15 protein-coding genes are annotated in these 15580 nt (G+C 59.8%); 6 read left to right on the top strand and 9 right to left on the bottom strand.

Translation table 11 applies throughout. The features are described 5' to 3' along the window. Nucleotides 1–39 precede the first annotated feature (39 nt). On the bottom strand, nt 40–1074 hold the full coding sequence (locus D3Y57_RS11730; protein ID WP_121153143.1) for an NAD(P)H-dependent flavin oxidoreductase: 1035 nt from the start codon (nt 1072–1074) through the stop codon (nt 40–42). Nucleotides 1075–1091: 17 nt separating this feature from the next. After that, complete coding sequence (locus D3Y57_RS11725; protein WP_121153142.1) at nt 1092–2357, bottom strand: aspartate kinase; 1266 nt, start codon at nt 2355–2357, stop codon at nt 1092–1094. 53 nt (nt 2358–2410) lie between these two features. Here D3Y57_RS11725 and ubiG point away from each other — a divergent pair, with 53 nt between their 5' ends. Next, on the top strand, nt 2411–3163 hold the full coding sequence (gene ubiG, locus D3Y57_RS11720) for a bifunctional 2-polyprenyl-6-hydroxyphenol methylase/3-demethylubiquinol 3-O-methyltransferase UbiG (protein ID WP_121153141.1): 753 nt from the start codon (nt 2411–2413) through the stop codon (nt 3161–3163). Here the strand turns inward: ubiG and pdeM are convergent. The 3 genes from pdeM to D3Y57_RS11705 form a co-directional block, all read right to left on the bottom strand. Beyond that, nucleotides 3160–3822, bottom strand: coding sequence for a ligase-associated DNA damage response endonuclease PdeM (gene pdeM, locus D3Y57_RS11715; RefSeq protein WP_121153140.1), 663 nt, complete (start codon nt 3820–3822; stop codon nt 3160–3162). The two genes, ubiG and pdeM, sit on opposite strands and share 4 nt — an antisense overlap. A gap of 18 nt (nt 3823–3840) precedes the next feature. Beyond that, nucleotides 3841–4758, bottom strand: coding sequence for a retroviral-like aspartic protease family protein (locus D3Y57_RS11710; RefSeq protein ID WP_121153139.1), 918 nt, complete (start codon nt 4756–4758; stop codon nt 3841–3843). A 79-nt stretch (nt 4759–4837) separates the two neighbouring features. Continuing rightward, nucleotides 4838–7255, bottom strand: coding sequence for a ligase-associated DNA damage response DEXH box helicase (locus D3Y57_RS11705; RefSeq protein WP_121155819.1), 2418 nt, complete (start codon nt 7253–7255; stop codon nt 4838–4840). An 18-nt stretch (nt 7256–7273) separates the two neighbouring features. On the opposite strand from D3Y57_RS11705, the gene D3Y57_RS11700 reads away from it, so the two are divergent. The 3 genes from D3Y57_RS11700 to acnA all read left to right on the top strand — a co-directional run bounded on the left by D3Y57_RS11700 (nt 7274) and on the right by acnA (nt 11507). Beyond that, nucleotides 7274–8275 (top strand): ligase-associated DNA damage response exonuclease, encoded by a 1002-nt coding sequence (locus tag D3Y57_RS11700; protein WP_121155817.1) that lies wholly within the window; start codon nt 7274–7276, stop codon nt 8273–8275. 93 nt (nt 8276–8368) lie between these two features. Continuing rightward, nucleotides 8369–8725: a hypothetical protein gene (locus D3Y57_RS11695; protein WP_121153138.1), complete on the top strand. Its 357-nt coding sequence runs from the start codon at nt 8369–8371 to the stop codon at nt 8723–8725. 109 nt (nt 8726–8834) lie between these two features. Continuing rightward, complete coding sequence (acnA, locus tag D3Y57_RS11690; protein WP_121153137.1) at nt 8835–11507, top strand: aconitate hydratase AcnA; 2673 nt, start codon at nt 8835–8837, stop codon at nt 11505–11507. Here the strand turns inward: acnA and D3Y57_RS11685 are convergent. The 4 genes from D3Y57_RS11685 to D3Y57_RS11670 all read right to left on the bottom strand — a co-directional run bounded on the left by D3Y57_RS11685 (nt 11488) and on the right by D3Y57_RS11670 (nt 13265). Beyond that, entirely contained in the window at nt 11488–12039 is a 552-nt protein-coding gene (locus tag D3Y57_RS11685; protein ID WP_162987093.1) for an MFS transporter, read from the bottom strand. The two genes, acnA and D3Y57_RS11685, sit on opposite strands and share 20 nt — an antisense overlap. Nucleotides 12040–12105: 66 nt before the next feature. Next, the gene (locus D3Y57_RS11680; protein WP_121153135.1) at nt 12106–12312 is read right to left on the bottom strand and encodes a hypothetical protein; all 207 of its coding nucleotides are present in this window, start codon (nt 12310–12312) and stop codon (nt 12106–12108) included. A 43-nt stretch (nt 12313–12355) separates the two neighbouring features. Further along, on the bottom strand, nt 12356–12694 hold the full coding sequence (locus tag D3Y57_RS11675) for a PilZ domain-containing protein (RefSeq protein ID WP_239026041.1): 339 nt from the start codon (nt 12692–12694) through the stop codon (nt 12356–12358). Between the two features lie 49 nt (nt 12695–12743). Next, the gene (locus D3Y57_RS11670) at nt 12744–13265 is read right to left on the bottom strand and encodes a peroxiredoxin (protein ID WP_121153133.1); all 522 of its coding nucleotides are present in this window, start codon (nt 13263–13265) and stop codon (nt 12744–12746) included. 183 nt (nt 13266–13448) lie between these two features. Between D3Y57_RS11670 and D3Y57_RS11665 the strand changes: the two genes are divergently transcribed. After that, nucleotides 13449–13718, top strand: coding sequence for a hypothetical protein (locus tag D3Y57_RS11665; protein ID WP_162987092.1), 270 nt, complete (start codon nt 13449–13451; stop codon nt 13716–13718). A gap of 40 nt (nt 13719–13758) precedes the next feature. Next, nucleotides 13759–15576 carry an ABCB family ABC transporter ATP-binding protein/permease gene (locus D3Y57_RS11660; RefSeq protein ID WP_121153131.1) on the top strand — a complete coding sequence of 606 codons (1818 nt, stop codon included), beginning with the start codon at nt 13759–13761 and terminating at the stop codon, nt 15574–15576. The last annotated feature ends 4 nt before the right edge of the window (nt 15577–15580 follow it).

The raw sequence follows: 15580 nt of genomic DNA, 5'->3' as shown, positions 1-15580 counted from the left end.
GCCGATTTTCGCCAATTGCGCCAATCGGCTGGAGGAAAGTCAGCGAGCGGCCGCAATCTGAACAGAGGACTGCGCGGCTGCGATGGCGATGGTAACACGCTTGTCTAATGCTTTATTGGCCTCGGCGATCAGCGCCGCTATTATTTCGGCGACCGGTTCTTCGGTCTTTACCATGCCGACCGACTGGCCCGCCATCAGCGACCCATTTTCGACATCGCCGTCGATGACCGCGCGACGCAGCGCTCCTGCCCAATAATGCTCGATCTGAAGCTGTGCTTCGGCCATCGCAAGACCGCCATCGTCAATCGCGCGGGCGACCTCTACCTGTTTTGCAGTGAACAATTCGGTGCCTGCATTTTTCAGCGCACGCACGGGGATTACCGGCAGGCGTGGGTCGATCTGCACGCTGGATACAGCGTCGCGTGCTGACGCGCGAAAGAACGCCTTTTTGAAGTTCGCATGAGCAATGCTTTCGGTCGCACAAGCGAAACGGGTGCCGAGTTGCACACCGGCTGCTCCCATTTCGAGATAGGCCGCCATTGCTTCTCCGCGTCCGATGCCGCCTGCGATAAAGACAGGGACTTGCTCTGCGACTTCGGGAAGAATTTCCTGCGCGAGAACCGAAGTGGATACCGGGCCGATATGGCCCCCTGCTTCCATCCCCTCGATCACCAGAGCATCGACACCGGATCGGATCAGTTTCTTGGCAAGGCTGAGCGCCGGTGCGAAACAGATCAGCTTGGCACCCGACCCCTTGATTGCGTCGATGCTGCCCGTCGGGGGCAGTCCGCCCGCCAGCACGACATGAGTGACGTTATGTCGGGTGCAGACCGCGATCAATTCCATCAGATCGGGATGCATCGTGATGAGATTGACGCCGAACGGTTTGTCCGTGCGCTTTTTGGTTTCGGCGATCTCTGTATCGAGCAGCGCCGGTGTCATTGCGCCGCACGCGATCAGGCCAAAGCCGCCCGCGTTCGAGATTGCGGATACGAGATGCCGCTCGCTGATCCACGACATCGCGCCGCACATGATCGCGACTTCGCTGCCCAAAAAGGCAGTTCCGCGCTCCATGAGCGCGTTGAGACGGCTCAAGCGGCTTCCTCCGCATCAAGTCCATAAGCAGTGTGAAGAACGCGAACGGCGAGTTCGGTATAATCCTCTTCGATCAACACGCTGACTTTGATCTCACTGGTAGAGATCGCCTGGATATTGATACCGCGATCGGCGAGTGCGGTGAACATCGTCGATGCGACGCCTGCGTGACTGCGCATACCGACGCCGACCACCGAAACCTTTGCGACTTTGGTATCGTGAACGAGCGTTTCGTACCCGACATCGGCACGTGCTTTTTCGAGAACGTCGAGAGCGCGACTGAGTTCGGCCTGGGGAACGGTGAACGTGACGTCCGTCGATCCAGTCGAATGCGCGATATTCTGGATAATCATATCGACGTTGATGTTGACCGCAGCCAGTGGGCTGAAGATGCGCGCGACCGCGCCGGGCTTGTCGGGCACGCTGGTGAGCGTGATCTTTGCCTCATTCTTGTCGTGAGCGATGCCTGTGATGAGCTGGCGTTCCATATCGTCTCCGATTTCGTCGTCACCGACGATCATTGTTCCGGGAAGGGTATCGGCGGTGGCGCTGTTGTTCGGGTCGTCGAAACTCGACAATACCTGAATACGAACGCCGGTCTTCATGGCAAGGCCGACTGACCGCGTTTGCAGCACCTTTGCGCCGACACTCGCGAGTTCGAGCATTTCTTCGTAGGTCACGCGCTTCAGTTTGCGAGCGCGGGGAACGATGCGCGGGTCGGTCGTATAAACGCCATCGACATCGGTATAAATGTCGCAGCGATCCGCCTTCATCGCCGCTGCGATGGCAACAGCCGATGTATCTGACCCACCACGGCCTAGCGTCGAAATGCGGTCGTTATCGGAAACACCCTGAAAGCCGGGAATGACCGCAACTTCGCCTGAAGAAAGCGCCGCGTCGAGGGCAGCGGTGTCGATATCCTCGATCCGGGCAGAGGCATGAGCATCGTTTGTGCGGATTGGCAATTGCCAGCCGAGCCAGCTTCTTGCCGGAACGCCGAGCGATTGCAGAGCGAGGGCCAGAAGCCCGCTCGTCACCTGCTCGCCCGTTGCAACGACCACGTCATATTCGCGGGCATCGTATAATGAAGACGCTTCCCGACAGAAGCCGACAAGGCGATCGGTTTCCCCTGCCATTGCTGACACGACCACCGCAACCTGATTGCCCGCGCTCACTTCACGCTTCACACGCGCCGCGACGCTGCGGATACGTTCTATGCCCGCCATCGACGTGCCACCAAATTTCATCACGATACGCGCCATAAGGCGTAACTTCCCCCTTGGGCTTTCCAGCGCGGCCCTGATAGGTAGGGGACATGGCGAACGCAACCGCGACCGTGGCGCATACGGCAGATACGAGTATCGTTTTGGACGAGGCCGCGCACTTTGGCGCGATGGCGGGCGACTGGTGGAACCCGAAAGGGTCATCGGCGATGCTTCACCGGCTCAATCCGGTCCGGCTCAGCTATATCAGGGCGGCGATCGACCTGCATTGGGATGGCGACCCAACCGCCAGACGTCCGCTGGCGGGTAAGCGCGCACTCGACATGGGGTGCGGGGCCGGGCTGTTGACCGAGCCACTGGCCCGGCTGGGTGGAGAAGTCGTCGGTGTCGATGCCGCCGTTGAAAACATCGAAGCGGCGAGAGACCATGCGCTCAGTTCGCGGCTTGTAATCGATTATCGCGCGGGTGGTCTGGACGTCATTGCTGGTGCAAGTTTCGATCTGATTACGTGCATGGAGGTGGTCGAACATGTGGCCGATCCGGCGGCGTTCGTTGCCGGACTGGCAAATGCGCTTGTGCCGGGCGGGATGCTTGTCATGTCGACGCCCAACCGGACACCAATGTCGAAGCTGGCGATGATAACAGTGGCCGAAGGGCTGGGGCAGATTCCGAAAGGGACGCACGACTGGGACAAGTTTCTGATGCCCGACGAGTTGGAAACCATGTTCGCCGAAGCTGGACTGAAAACCCTTGATATAAAGGGCATCGGTTATCGTCCGTTGAGCGGCTTCGTTCTGACGGACGATCTGAAACTGGATTATATCGTAACCGCCGTCCGCGCTTAGGCGGCGAGGGGAAAACGCAGCATCCGGTTTTCTGTCGGCACCAGCGCCTGTGCGGTTCGACCGGCCACGCGCATGATTTCAGGATGGCTGGCGTCGAGGCCACCGGTCAGCGATCCGAAGGCCGGCAGAATCAGCTTTGTCGCGGAGGCCACGAAACACCGACGGGCAACGCGGCGGCCGCGCACCGACACGCGCAGTTTGGGGTGAAAATGGCCCGACAGTTCGGGACGAAGTTCTTGGAGGTTGGCTTCGTGGCGAAAGATCAGCCCGTCGACTTCCGCCTCGTCCGCGATCCTCCCACCGCAATGATCGATCAGGCCGGCGTCATGATTGCCGGTGATCCAGACCCAGTCGAGCGTGCCCGTCAGCGATCGCAGCATGACCTGAGCGCGGGATGGGAGGCGCTCGCATCCGGCGGCATCATGGAAACTGTCGCCGAGGCACCAGATTTCCTTTGGCGCGCAAACGACGGTCAGCGCGGTAAGATCGGTCAGAGTTGCGATCGAATCATAGGGGGGCAATAACTGGCCGCCACGGGCAAACCAGCTCGCCTTTTCAAAGTGCAGGTCGGCGACGATCAGCGCACGCCGCGCAGGCCAGAACAGCGCACCCCCAGGGAGTGCGGCAAGGTCATGACCGGCGAACGAAAAGGGAACCATGCCTGTGCGACTATGCCGTCAGACATCGCCCGGCAAGAGAAAGCGCACCTTGCGCTGGGCAAAGTCCACCGAGACACGACGAAACGATCGCAAGGTGTTAATACCCAGCAACATGGCAGGCCGGTTTTGCAGACCGAACCGTTGGAACGGGTGCGCGTCGGCAAAGGCGACCACCACTTGTCGAAGGTTGATCCCGCCGATCCTCACCTTGCTGACCATCGCGACATCCGCGGCGAGGTGTCCTCCGGTAACGTCGATCAAGTAGGTCGATATAAATGTCATTTTGCGATGCCGTTTCATCAACAACGCCCGCAGTGCCGGATTGCCGATCGTGTTCTGCGCGCCGGAATCGATGATGACGGTAACCGGCACGCCATCTATTTGTGCATCGACGAGCACCAATTGGCCGTAGCGTGAACGGGCCGTGACGACGATGGTATCGGGATCGACCGGTTCGCGAACGCCCGGTTCTGCGATTGTCAGGGTTTGCGCGGAAAAGTTCATGATGATGCGGCGGTTCTGGAGACTGTCGATACCGAGCAACCCCTGTGCACCAAGGTTCTCCTCGGCGAGCGCGGGGGCATCGATGTGGGGAATTATCAAACCCGCGACCCCCAGCCGTTTGACCGTCACAGTAGGAACACGCTCGACGCCTGCCATGCTTTGAAGCGTTGCTTCGCCAGCAGGGGCCAGTCCCAGTCGATCGGCAAGCTCGCGCGAAATGACGGACCGGTCGGCTCCGGTATCGACTACGAACTGATAGGGGCCGCTGCCATCGATCGTAACCGGAACGGTCATGCGCATCGCCAGATCGGCGGAACTGTTGATTATGGTGGGCCGAACCGGCGGAGGTGCCGTCGATTGAGCCAGGCCGGCCTGGGGAGCCGCCAGCGACAGCGCCAACAAGCAAGGAAAATTAGGCCCGAATGTGGCCATATCGCCATCTCCCGCGGGCCTCTGCAATGCCCTCGAGAGAAAATATGCCGCAAACCTATGAAGTGCGACAGTAAAATCGCTAGTCTGCGTGCATGGCCTCTGCGGCGAGAGTTTCTGCCTCGATCAACAACTCGTCGTCGGCCGAACCCTGCGGAACATGCTCGCGGCCGATCATCACCAGAACCGGCACCGCAAGCGGCGTAACGCGTGGCAGGTCGATATGGAGGATGCTGTCCGCCGCCCGATCGAGCAGGGCACCCAGCCTGCCGACATCGGTCATGCGCGCGCGGGCGTCGGCCCATGCTGCCTTCAGTAGCAGGTGATCGGGGTCGTAGCGGCGCAGGACGTCATAGATCAGGTCGGTCGAAAAAGTGACCTGACGCCCGGTCTTGCGCTTGCCGGGATGCTGGCGTTCGACAAGGCCGCCGATGACTGCAACTTCCCGAAACGCACGCTTCAGCAGGTGTGAACTCTGCACCCAGTCGACGAATTCGTTTTCGAGGATGTCGGCGGAAAACAGCGGGCGGGGATCGACGACCGGTTCGAGCGAGAAGGTGGCGAGCGCGTAATCATTGGCAACGAACCCGATCGGCTTCAGCCCAAGGTTTTCCATGCGTTTGGTCAGCAACATGCCGAGCGACTGATGCGCGTTCCAGCCCTCGAATGGATAGGCGACCATATAGTGCCTGCCCTGGTGCGGGAATGTTTCGATCAATAGCTGACCGGGTGCCGGGAGGACCGAGCGCCGCATCTGCATCTCTAGCCATTCACGGACATCACTGGGAAAGCGCGCCCACTGGCTTTCGTCATCGAGGAACCCGCGAACCCGCCTTGCGAGATGTGTGGAAAGCGCGAGGCGTGCGCCGCCGTAACTGGGGATGCGTGCGGGGCGGGAAGATGCGCGAACGATCAGTTCCTCGGTTTCGATTCGTTCGACTTCGAGGCTGAGGCCGGAAAAAAAGAACGTGTCGCCGGTCGTCAGCGTGGCGGCGAAACCTTCCTCCACACGGCCCAGCCTGCGCCCGTTCCTGAACCGGACCGTCAGCATCGTTGCTTCGACGATTATGCCCGCATTCATCCGGTGCTGCGTGACGAAACGCGGGTGGGCGACGCGCCACAACCCGTCTGCATTGCGGGTCAGACGGCGGAATTTGTCATAGGCGCGCAGGGCGTAACCACCGGTCGCGATGAAATCGAGAACGCGGGCAAAGGTTTTGTGGTCGAGCGCACTGTAGGGGAGCGCCGACTGAATTTCGGCAAGCATCCTGTCTTCGTCGAAGGGCGCGGCGCAGGCGCAGGCCATGATGTGTTGAGCCAGAACGTCGAGTGCGCCGGGGCGGAACAGGTCTTCGTCGAGTTCGCCCTCCTCAACCGCGTCGAGTGCCGCCTGAGCTTCCAGATATTCGAAGCGATTGCCGGGTACTATGACCGCTTCGGATGGCTCATCGAGCCGGTGGTTGGCGCGACCGATCCGTTGTAGCAGCCGTGACGACCCCTTCGGCGCACCCATCTGGACGACGCAATCGACATTGCCCCAGTCGACGCCGAGGTCGAGGCTGGCCGTGGCGACAAGGCCACGTAATCTGCCGTCGGCCATCGCCGCTTCGACCTTGCGACGGGCTTCTATATCGAGGCTGCCGTGGTGGATGCCGATGGGCAGTTGCTGATCGTTGGCCTTCCACAAATCCTGAAAGATGAGTTCGGCCAGAGCGCGGGTGTTGCAGAATACGAGAGTCGTATTGTGCGTTTCGATTTCGGCCATCACTTGCGGCGCGGCATATCGTCCCGAATGGCCCGCCCACGGAACGCGGCCTTCGGGGAGCAGGATTGCGATGTCGGGTTCGGCCCCCGGATCACCCTGAACGGCGGTCACGCTGTCGATGTCTCCATTGGGGGCAAGCCATGCGCGATAACCGTCGGCGTCGGCCACGGTTGCGGACAGCGCAACGCGGCGGAGGTTTGGGGCAATAGTCTGCAAGCGTGACAGGCCGAGCGACAAAAGGTCGCCACGCTTCCCGGTGGCGAAAGCGTGAACTTCGTCGATGACGACGGTCTTTAGTCCTGCAAACAGGTTGGTGCTCTCAGGATAGCTCAGCAGCAGGCTAAGGCTCTCGGGTGTCGTCAGCAGAACTTGTGGCGGCCGTTCGCGCTGGCGCTTCTTGCGATCCGATGGGGTGTCACCAGTCCGCGTTTCGACCCGGATATCGAGGTCCATTTCGGCAATTGGAGTCAACAGATTGCGCTGCACATCGACGGCGAGCGCTTTCAGCGGTGATATATAGAGCGTGTGCAGGCCGTCCGTGGGCGCTTCGATCAGTTCGACCAAAGTCGGCATGAACCCTGCCAGCGTTTTGCCCGAACCCGTGGGCGCAACAAGGAGCGCATTACGCCCAGCCCGCGCTGCCGTCAGCATTTCAAGCTGGTGCCTGCGTGGTGCCCAGCCTTTCGCGGCAAACCAGTCGCTAAGCACCTGTGGTAGCTGGGAATCACTTATCATCGCATCCATATAGGGATGATGGCGCGTCTCGGCTCTTGGATCGATCCCCAACCTTCGGGAATTTATATTCCGATCATCGACGCCTGGGTTGATCCTTCGCGGCCCGTTGCGCGTGCGCTGGTGACGCACGGCCATGCCGACCATGCGCGCGGCGGCCATGAACAGGTTTGGGCCACCCCCGAAACACTGGCGATCATGGGCGTACGTTATGGCGAGCAAGCGGGCGCGAACCCCGTTGTGTATGGCGAGCGGTTTCAGATCGGCGAAGTGAGCGTAACCTTCGTTCCTGCCGGGCATGTCCTTGGATCGGCGCAAATCCTGCTGGAATATGCGGGCGAGCGGGTCGTTGTTTCAGGGGATTATAAACGACGGTTCGACCCCACCTGCGTGCGGTTCGAACCAGTGCCGTGCGACATCTTTATAACGGAGGCGACGTTCGGCCTGCCGGTGTTTCGCCATCCCGCAACCCGCGACGAAATGACAAAGTTGCTGGCGGCACTCGCTGCCGAGCCTGAACGCTGTGTGTTGGTTGGCGCTTATGCGCTGGGCAAGGCGCAGCGGGTGATCGCGGAGTTACGGCTGCTGGGTCACGATGCGCCGATCTATATTCACGGGGCAATGCAGCGGCTTTGCGATCTTTATCGCGAGTGGGGTGTGGACCTTGGCGAGCTGCGGCCAGCACTGGTTGCCAGCAAGGACGAGATGCGCGGCCACATAATTATCGCGCCCCCCTCCGCGCTCAACGATCGTTGGAGTCGTCGTCTGCCCGATCCGATTACTGCAATGGCGAGCGGCTGGATGCGCGTTCGCCAACGGGCGGTTCAGCGCAATGTGGAATTGCCACTTGTGATATCCGATCATGCCGACTGGGACGAATTGACCGAAACGCTGTTGGAAATCGTGCCGAAAGAGGTTTGGGTCACACATGGTCGTGAGGATGCGATCGTGCATTGGTGCATGACACAGCAGATCAAGGCGCGGGCGCTCGATCTCGTCGGATATGAGGATGAGGACGACTAGAGTTTTTTCCGGGACGTTGCGCTTGCGGTGCCGGAACGTCGAAGGGAGTCAGCAGTTTTATCCTTCGAAGCGGGTGATTTGCGGAGAGATAAGATGAGCAAGAATATCAATCAGCCGAGCGCCATCGATGACATGCGGGACGGTGCCGACCGTACCGAGAAACTGACGCAAGCGCAGCAGGGCGGATACGGTAATAAAGGTGGACTCGATCAGAGGGTCGAAGATGCCAAGGTCACCGGCGAGACGCAAAATGGCGGTGGCACGGCATGGTCGACAGCAGGTGCAACTGGCAGCGCGTCGGATGACCTGATCGACGCCGATCCGACAGCCCCGGAAAAGGGCGATCCAACAGCTCCCAAAAACTCCGGGTTCAGTTCGACAATGGGTGACGGACCCAATTCGCAGAGCGGCGCATCGGCAGGGTCAGGTGGCATGGGTCAACGCACCTGATAATCGCAAATAATGCAATTCAAGGGGAGCTGCGGTGACGTGGCTCCCTTTTCGTTAGTGACTCTGCTTGCTAAGGCGACCCCGACTCCATCGGATCAGGGAAAAATCCATGACGGCAATCGGCCAAGATACACTCGCCACTCGCACGACCCTGGAGGCGGGCGGACAGTCGGTTGCTTATTACTCGCTTGAGAAAGCCGCTGCGAAACTGGGCGACGTCTCACGCTTGCCTTTTTCGATGAAGGTGTTGCTCGAAAACCTGCTCCGCTTCGAAGACGGCGTAACGGTGACGATAGCCGACATTCAGGCGCTGATCGATTGGCAGAACGATCCGAAATCGACTCGCGAAATCCAGTATCGCCCCGCGCGCGTGCTGATGCAGGATTTCACCGGCGTTCCCTGCGTCGTCGATCTGGCGGCGATGCGCGATGCGATGAACGCGCTCGGTGGCGATGCACAAAAGATCAACCCGCTGGTTCCGGTCCATCTGGTCATCGATCACTCGGTCATGGTCGATGAATTCGGTACGCCACAGGCCGCGCATAATAACGTCGAGCTGGAATACGCCCGCAATGGCGAGCGTTATGAATTCCTGAAATGGGGATCGAAGGCGCTCGACAATTTCAAGGTCGTGCCACCGGGAACGGGCATCTGCCATCAGGTCAATCTGGAGCATATCGCACAGGCGGTCTGGACTTCGAAGGACAGCAATGGCGATCTGGTCGCCTATCCCGACACATGCGTTGGCACCGACAGCCACACGACGATGGTCAACGGTCTGGGCGTGCTCGGCTGGGGTGTCGGCGGGATCGAGGCTGAGGCCGCGATGCTTGGGCAACCGGTTTCGATGCTGATTCCCGAAGTTGTCGGGTTCAAGCTGATCGGGACATTGGCTGAAGGTATTACCGCCACCGATCTGGTGCTGACGGTTACCCAGATGCTTCGTGCCAAGGGTGTTGTCGGACGGTTCGTCGAGTTCTTTGGTCCCGGTCTGGACGCATTGTCGCTTGCCGACCGTGCGACGATTGCTAACATGGCACCTGAATACGGCGCAACGTGCGGGTTCTTCGGTGTCGATGATGCGACACTTACGTATCTGCAACTGACTGGCCGCAGTGAAAGCGCGATTGCTCTGGTTGAGGCATATGCCAAGGCGCAAGGGTTGTGGCGTTATTCGAATGCGCCCGATCCGGTGTTCACCGACACGCTCGAACTCGACATGACGAGTGTTGTGCCTTCGCTTGCAGGCCCGAAGCGCCCGCAGGACAAGGTTGCGCTGACCGAGGTCGATGACATTTTCAACAGTGAGTTGGAGTCGGTTTACAAGCACGTTGGCTTCAAGCGCGCCGCCGTCGAAGGCCGCGACCATGATATCGGTGATGGCGACGTCGTTATCGCTGCGATCACGAGCTGCACAAATACGTCGAACCCGAGCGTGCTGGTTGCTGCCGGTCTGGTCGCGCGCAAGGCCCATGCTCTTGGTCTGAAGCCGAAGCCCTGGGTCAAGACATCGCTGGCTCCCGGCTCGCAGGTTGTGACCGATTATCTGGTGAAGTCGGGTCTTCAGGCCGATCTCGACGCGGTTGGGTTCAACCTCGTCGGCTATGGCTGCACGACCTGCATCGGTAACTCGGGGCCGCTGGCTCAGCCGATTTCGGATGCGATCAACAATAACGATATCGTTGCTGCGTCGGTCCTGTCGGGCAATCGCAACTTCGAAGGCCGCGTGTCGCCGGACGTGCGCGCGAACTTCCTCGCATCGCCACCGCTCGTCGTTGCTTATGCATTGAAGGGGACGGTGACCGAGGATTTCACGAACACACCACTGGGGCAGGCGACCGACGGCACCGACGTTTATCTGAAGGACGTATGGCCTTCGAATGCCGAAGTGCATGAAGTGATGGCCGCCAATATCGACCGTGGCATGTTCATGAACCGGTATTCGCAGGTGTTCTCAGGCGATAGCAAATGGCAGGCGATCGAGATCGAAGGGTCGGACACCTACACATGGCGTGCAGGCAGCACCTATGTTGCCAACCCGCCGTATTTCGAGGGCATGTCGATGACGCCCGCTCCGGTGGCTGACATCATCGAAGCGCGTCCCCTGGCGATCTTTTCCGATTCGATTACGACCGATCACATCTCACCAGCCGGTTCGATCAAGGCGGATTCGCCCGCCGGTTCGTGGTTGCAGGAACATCAGGTCGCGCGGGCCGACTTCAACAGCTATGGCGCGCGCCGTGGTCATCATGAAGTGATGATGCGCGGTACATTCGCCAACATCCGCATCAAGAACGAAATGATCCCCGGCATCGAAGGCGGCATGACGAGCTATAAAGGCGAGGTTATGCCGATCTATGACGCAGCGATGCGCCACAAGGCAGACGGTACGCCGCTGATCGTCATCGCGGGCAAGGAATATGGCACGGGTTCGTCACGCGACTGGGCAGCGAAGGGCACCAACCTGCTGGGCGTGCGTGCGGTCATTACCGAAAGCTTCGAGCGTATTCACCGTTCGAATCTGGTTGGCATGGGCGTGCTGCCGTTGCAGTTCGCCGATGGCGTCGATCGCAAGACCCTGAAGCTGGACGGTACGGAGAGCTTCACGATCATGAAGGTCGCCGAACTGCGCCCGCGTCAGGACGTGACGGTCACGCTGACCCGCGCAAATGGCACGGTCGAGGAGTTCCAGACGCGCTGCCGGATCGATACCGTCAACGAGCTGGAATATTTCCTCAACGGCGGCATCCTACAATATGTGCTCAGGAAGCTGGCGGCTTAACCCCGACCCGCAACGCAAGTACGGCCACCGCCGCAACAGCCATCGACGCCGCGCCGAGTTCCATCGTCGCGGCGACATGGCCTGAGAATAACGAGCGGGTGACAAGTCCGAACAGCAGGACCGCGATGACCTGAGGAATGACGACGGAGAAGGCTATGATGTTCATCACCTTCGCGATCTCATCCTCGCGCGCGAGTTCGGACCCGACGGCATAGGGGATTGTGGAGATCAGGCTCCACGCAATGCCGATCAGGGCGAAGCAGCCGAGCAGAGCGGATGGTCCTTCGGCAAAGGGCACGAGGCCGATGCCCGATGCGCCCAGCAGAAGCGCGGCCGCATAAGCCTGCATCCGTCCGATTTTGGCGAAGACCCACGGTTGCGCGAAGTTCAGAACAGCGGAGAGCAGGGCATAGCAGGCGAAGCATATGCCCACCCATGTCAATCCATTCAGATATTCGGGACTATCACTGGTCGCACCGGGGGAGAGGCGCTCGATCACGACGGGCGTCGTGTAGATCCATAGCGCGAACATGCCGGTCCAGGCAAAAAACTGGACAATGAAGACAGGGATCAATCCCCGAGCAAGCGCGCGTCTCATCTACAGCGATTTGAGAGCTTCTTCCGCGTTGTGCAACTGATCGTTATCGACCGGTGCTCCCGAGATATCGGTTATTGTTGCGTTGTCGGTGTTATCTGCTGCTGGAGCCGCGCCGATAAAGTCGATGGCCTGATAACAAACGAAGATCACGAACGCGATCGCCCACCAGCGATTGCCCATGATGCGTCGAGAGGTGAACGGCCACATTACTATCCTGTAGCAGCGTTAGGCTAATGGATCGTCAACGTGCTCAAAGTTTTCGGTGCTGCGCCGCGATATGGTCGAACACCGCATTGTGAAGCGGGCGATCGAATTCGCAGCCATAGATATAGCCCCGTCGCCACGCGACCGTGCATTCCAGGGGACCAAGCCCCGGTATTGTCACGAATACCGCGCTACCGGTTACGAGCGTGAAGCTGGTTTCGCACCGAAATCCCACGACCGACAAGTCGATGACATCGACATCGAACCGCTGTGACGAACCCGGCTCTCGCAACCCCGCCGCCAGACGCACGTCCAGCCGCATTGCGCGACGATTGTCGCGTTGATTTAACGCCTCCCGCCCCATGTTCGTCTCAGTCCCCTGCACAACGCATGCATGGGGAGGCTAGGGCGGGGAAGTTGCGAGGTCGTTAATTTCAGCGCGCTTTCAAAGCCCTGACCGCTGCTAACGTGCCCGACACATGCCCCTCTGGGCTCATCGCGCTATAGGCGAAAGCAATTCGGCCGGTGCGTGCGATCACGAACGATGTCCGGTTCGAACGGCCGAGCAGGGGCAGTTTCACGTCATAGCCTGAAATCATTGCCGGACTGGCGACGGCGACGGCGAATTTGTTGCGGCATTCCTCGACCGAAAACTTGGCGAGCTTGTCGATTGGGTCGGCAGCAACGCCAATCAGTGTTGCGCCGGCTTTTGCGAAATCATCGCTGGCTTCGGCAAATTCATGGGCTTCGACGGTGCAGCCTGATGTGAATGCCGCAGGGAAGAAATAGAGGACAACCGGACCTTTTTTCAGAGCATCTGCCAGGCTGAACTGGAAAGTCTTGCCTCCCTTTGCGCCCATCGTGGTGAAGTCGGGTGCTGCCGCTCCGACCGGTAATGCGGCGAGGGCGGGCATGGGGAGGGCAGCGAGTGCGAGGGCGGAAAGCAAAACGCGCATCGAAAAAATCCTTTGGCGGGCGGAATTGGGGCGAACTTAGACGCAATATGGACGTCTTCCAACATTAACGCGGCCAGTTTGGGTTCGCTTTTGGTTCGTGCCGAACGAGGACGATCCATATTCGGGACGTCCGCGACGCAATGACCGATGGCGAGCGCCGCGAAATTCGCAGAGTGCCAGTTTATGGTTGGCAAAGTATTTACCATTGCAGCGTTTGTTGCCGTCGCATCTGGCATCGCCACCGCGCAGGCTCAAACCGACCGGCCCGTGTCAGCCCAGGCCGTTGCGCGCGCCACGATCCTGCGGCCTGCTATTCTCCGAATCGGCCCGAACGCGCCACGACTTGAACTGGCAATGCGGGCAGATATGGCGATCGGGCCCAAGCGCACCATTCGACTTTGCGACGCCGCCAATCCGGTGCGCTGCACACTGATTGTGTTCGACCTGCCCTAATCGGTAGCAAAACGAGGCAAAGCGCACCATATGCGACGCCATGCCACCCGTCGTTGAAACTGGAAATAGTCCCGTCGCCGGGTTTTCGTCGCTGCGGCGGTTCCTGCCCTACCTCTGGCCCGCCGATGATCGAGCGCTTCGTATGCGTGTCGTCATTGCGCTGGTGCTCGTGCTGGTTGCCAAGGGCATCACGCTTTCGATGGGCTGGCTCTATAAATGGGCAATCGACCGGATGGTGCCGGGCATGGAGGCCAGCGCGCAAATCGCGATTGCGCTGGTCGTAGCTTATGCTGGCGCGCGCTTTGCCGGCGTGCTGTTCGACAATCTTCGCAACACGATCTTTGAGCGCGTCGGACAGGATGCGACCCGGCATCTTGCGAGCAATGTGTTCCGCCGACTTCATGCGCTGTCGTTGCGCTTTCACCTCGACCGCCGGACCGGAGCGGTCGCAAAGATTATCGAACGCGGAACCAAGAGCATCGATACGATGCTGTATTTCCTGCTGTTCAACATCGCGCCGACGGTGATCGAACTGATCGTCGTCTCGATCTTTTTCTGGGTGAAATTCGGCTTCATTCTGGTTGCCGCGACGTTGCTGATGGTCGTCGCCTATATCTGGTTTACGCGTGCGGTGACCGACTGGCGGGCGAAACTTCGCGAAGACATGAATACGATGGACACCGGGGCTGCTGCCAAGGCCGTCGATTCGCTTTTGAATTACGAAACGGTCAAATATTTCAACGCCGAGGACCGTGAGACCGCGCGTTATGCTGGCGCTGCGAAAGCCTATGCCGACGCAGCGGTGAAGTCGGAGAACTCGCTGGCATGGCTGAACGTCGGGCAATCGCTAATCACCAACCTGATGATGGCAGGAGCGATGGGCTTTGTCGTCTGGGGCTGGTCGAAGGGGCGGTTTACGACGGGTGATGTCGTGCTGGTCAACACCTGGTTGTCGCAACTGTTTCGCCCGCTCGATCTGCTGGGCATGGTCTATCGCACCATTCGTCAGGGGTTGATCGACATGGAGGCGATGTTCGGGTTGATCGATACGCCTGCCGAAATCGTCGATGTGCCGAACGCTTTGCCGCTGATCGTCGGTGAGGGCGTGGTGCGATTCGAAAATGTCTCATTTGCCTATGACAAGGATCGCCAGATCCTGCACGGCGTCGATTTCGAGATACCCGCCGGGGGAACGCTGGCGGTGGTTGGACCATCGGGCGCCGGTAAATCCACGCTGGCGCGGCTGTTGTTCCGCTTTTACGATACGACCGGCGGCCGGATTACGATCGATGGTCAGGACATTGCCAAGGTCAGTCAGGCCAGTCTGCGCGCCGCCATAGGAATCGTGCCGCAGGATACCGTTCTGTTCAACGATACCATCGGGTATAATATTGCCTATGGCCGTGAGGGCTCGACGCAGGATCAGGTCGAGGATGCTGCGCGCGGTGCGGCGATCCACGGCTTCATCGCGTCCTTGCCTGACCAATATAGTGCCAAGGTCGGTGAGCGCGGTCTGAAGCTGTCGGGCGGAGAAAAGCAACGCGTTGCGATTGCGCGCACGCTGCTGAAGAACCCGCCGATCCTGATACTGGACGAGGCGACGAGCGCGTTGGACAGCCGGACCGAAGCAGAGATTCAGACAACGCTGAAGGCGATAGCCGCGCGTCGTTCGACCATCGTCATCGCCCACCGTCTTTCGACGATCGTGGATGCCGACGAGATCGTGGTGCTTGAAGCGGGCCGGGTTTGCGAGCGCGGCACGCACGCGACGCTGTTGGCAAAAAATGGCCTGTATGCCGAAATGTGGATGCGTCAGGCGGCCGAACACGACCTCGAAGCGATGGCGGCAGCGGAGTAGTTTT

The sequence above is a fragment of the Sphingomonas paeninsulae genome (assembly GCF_003660165.1).
Taxonomy (GTDB): domain Bacteria; phylum Pseudomonadota; class Alphaproteobacteria; order Sphingomonadales; family Sphingomonadaceae; genus Sphingomonas_O; species Sphingomonas_O paeninsulae.
Note: the sequence above shows the minus strand (reverse complement) of the source record. Positions and strands in the feature narration are given on the sequence as shown.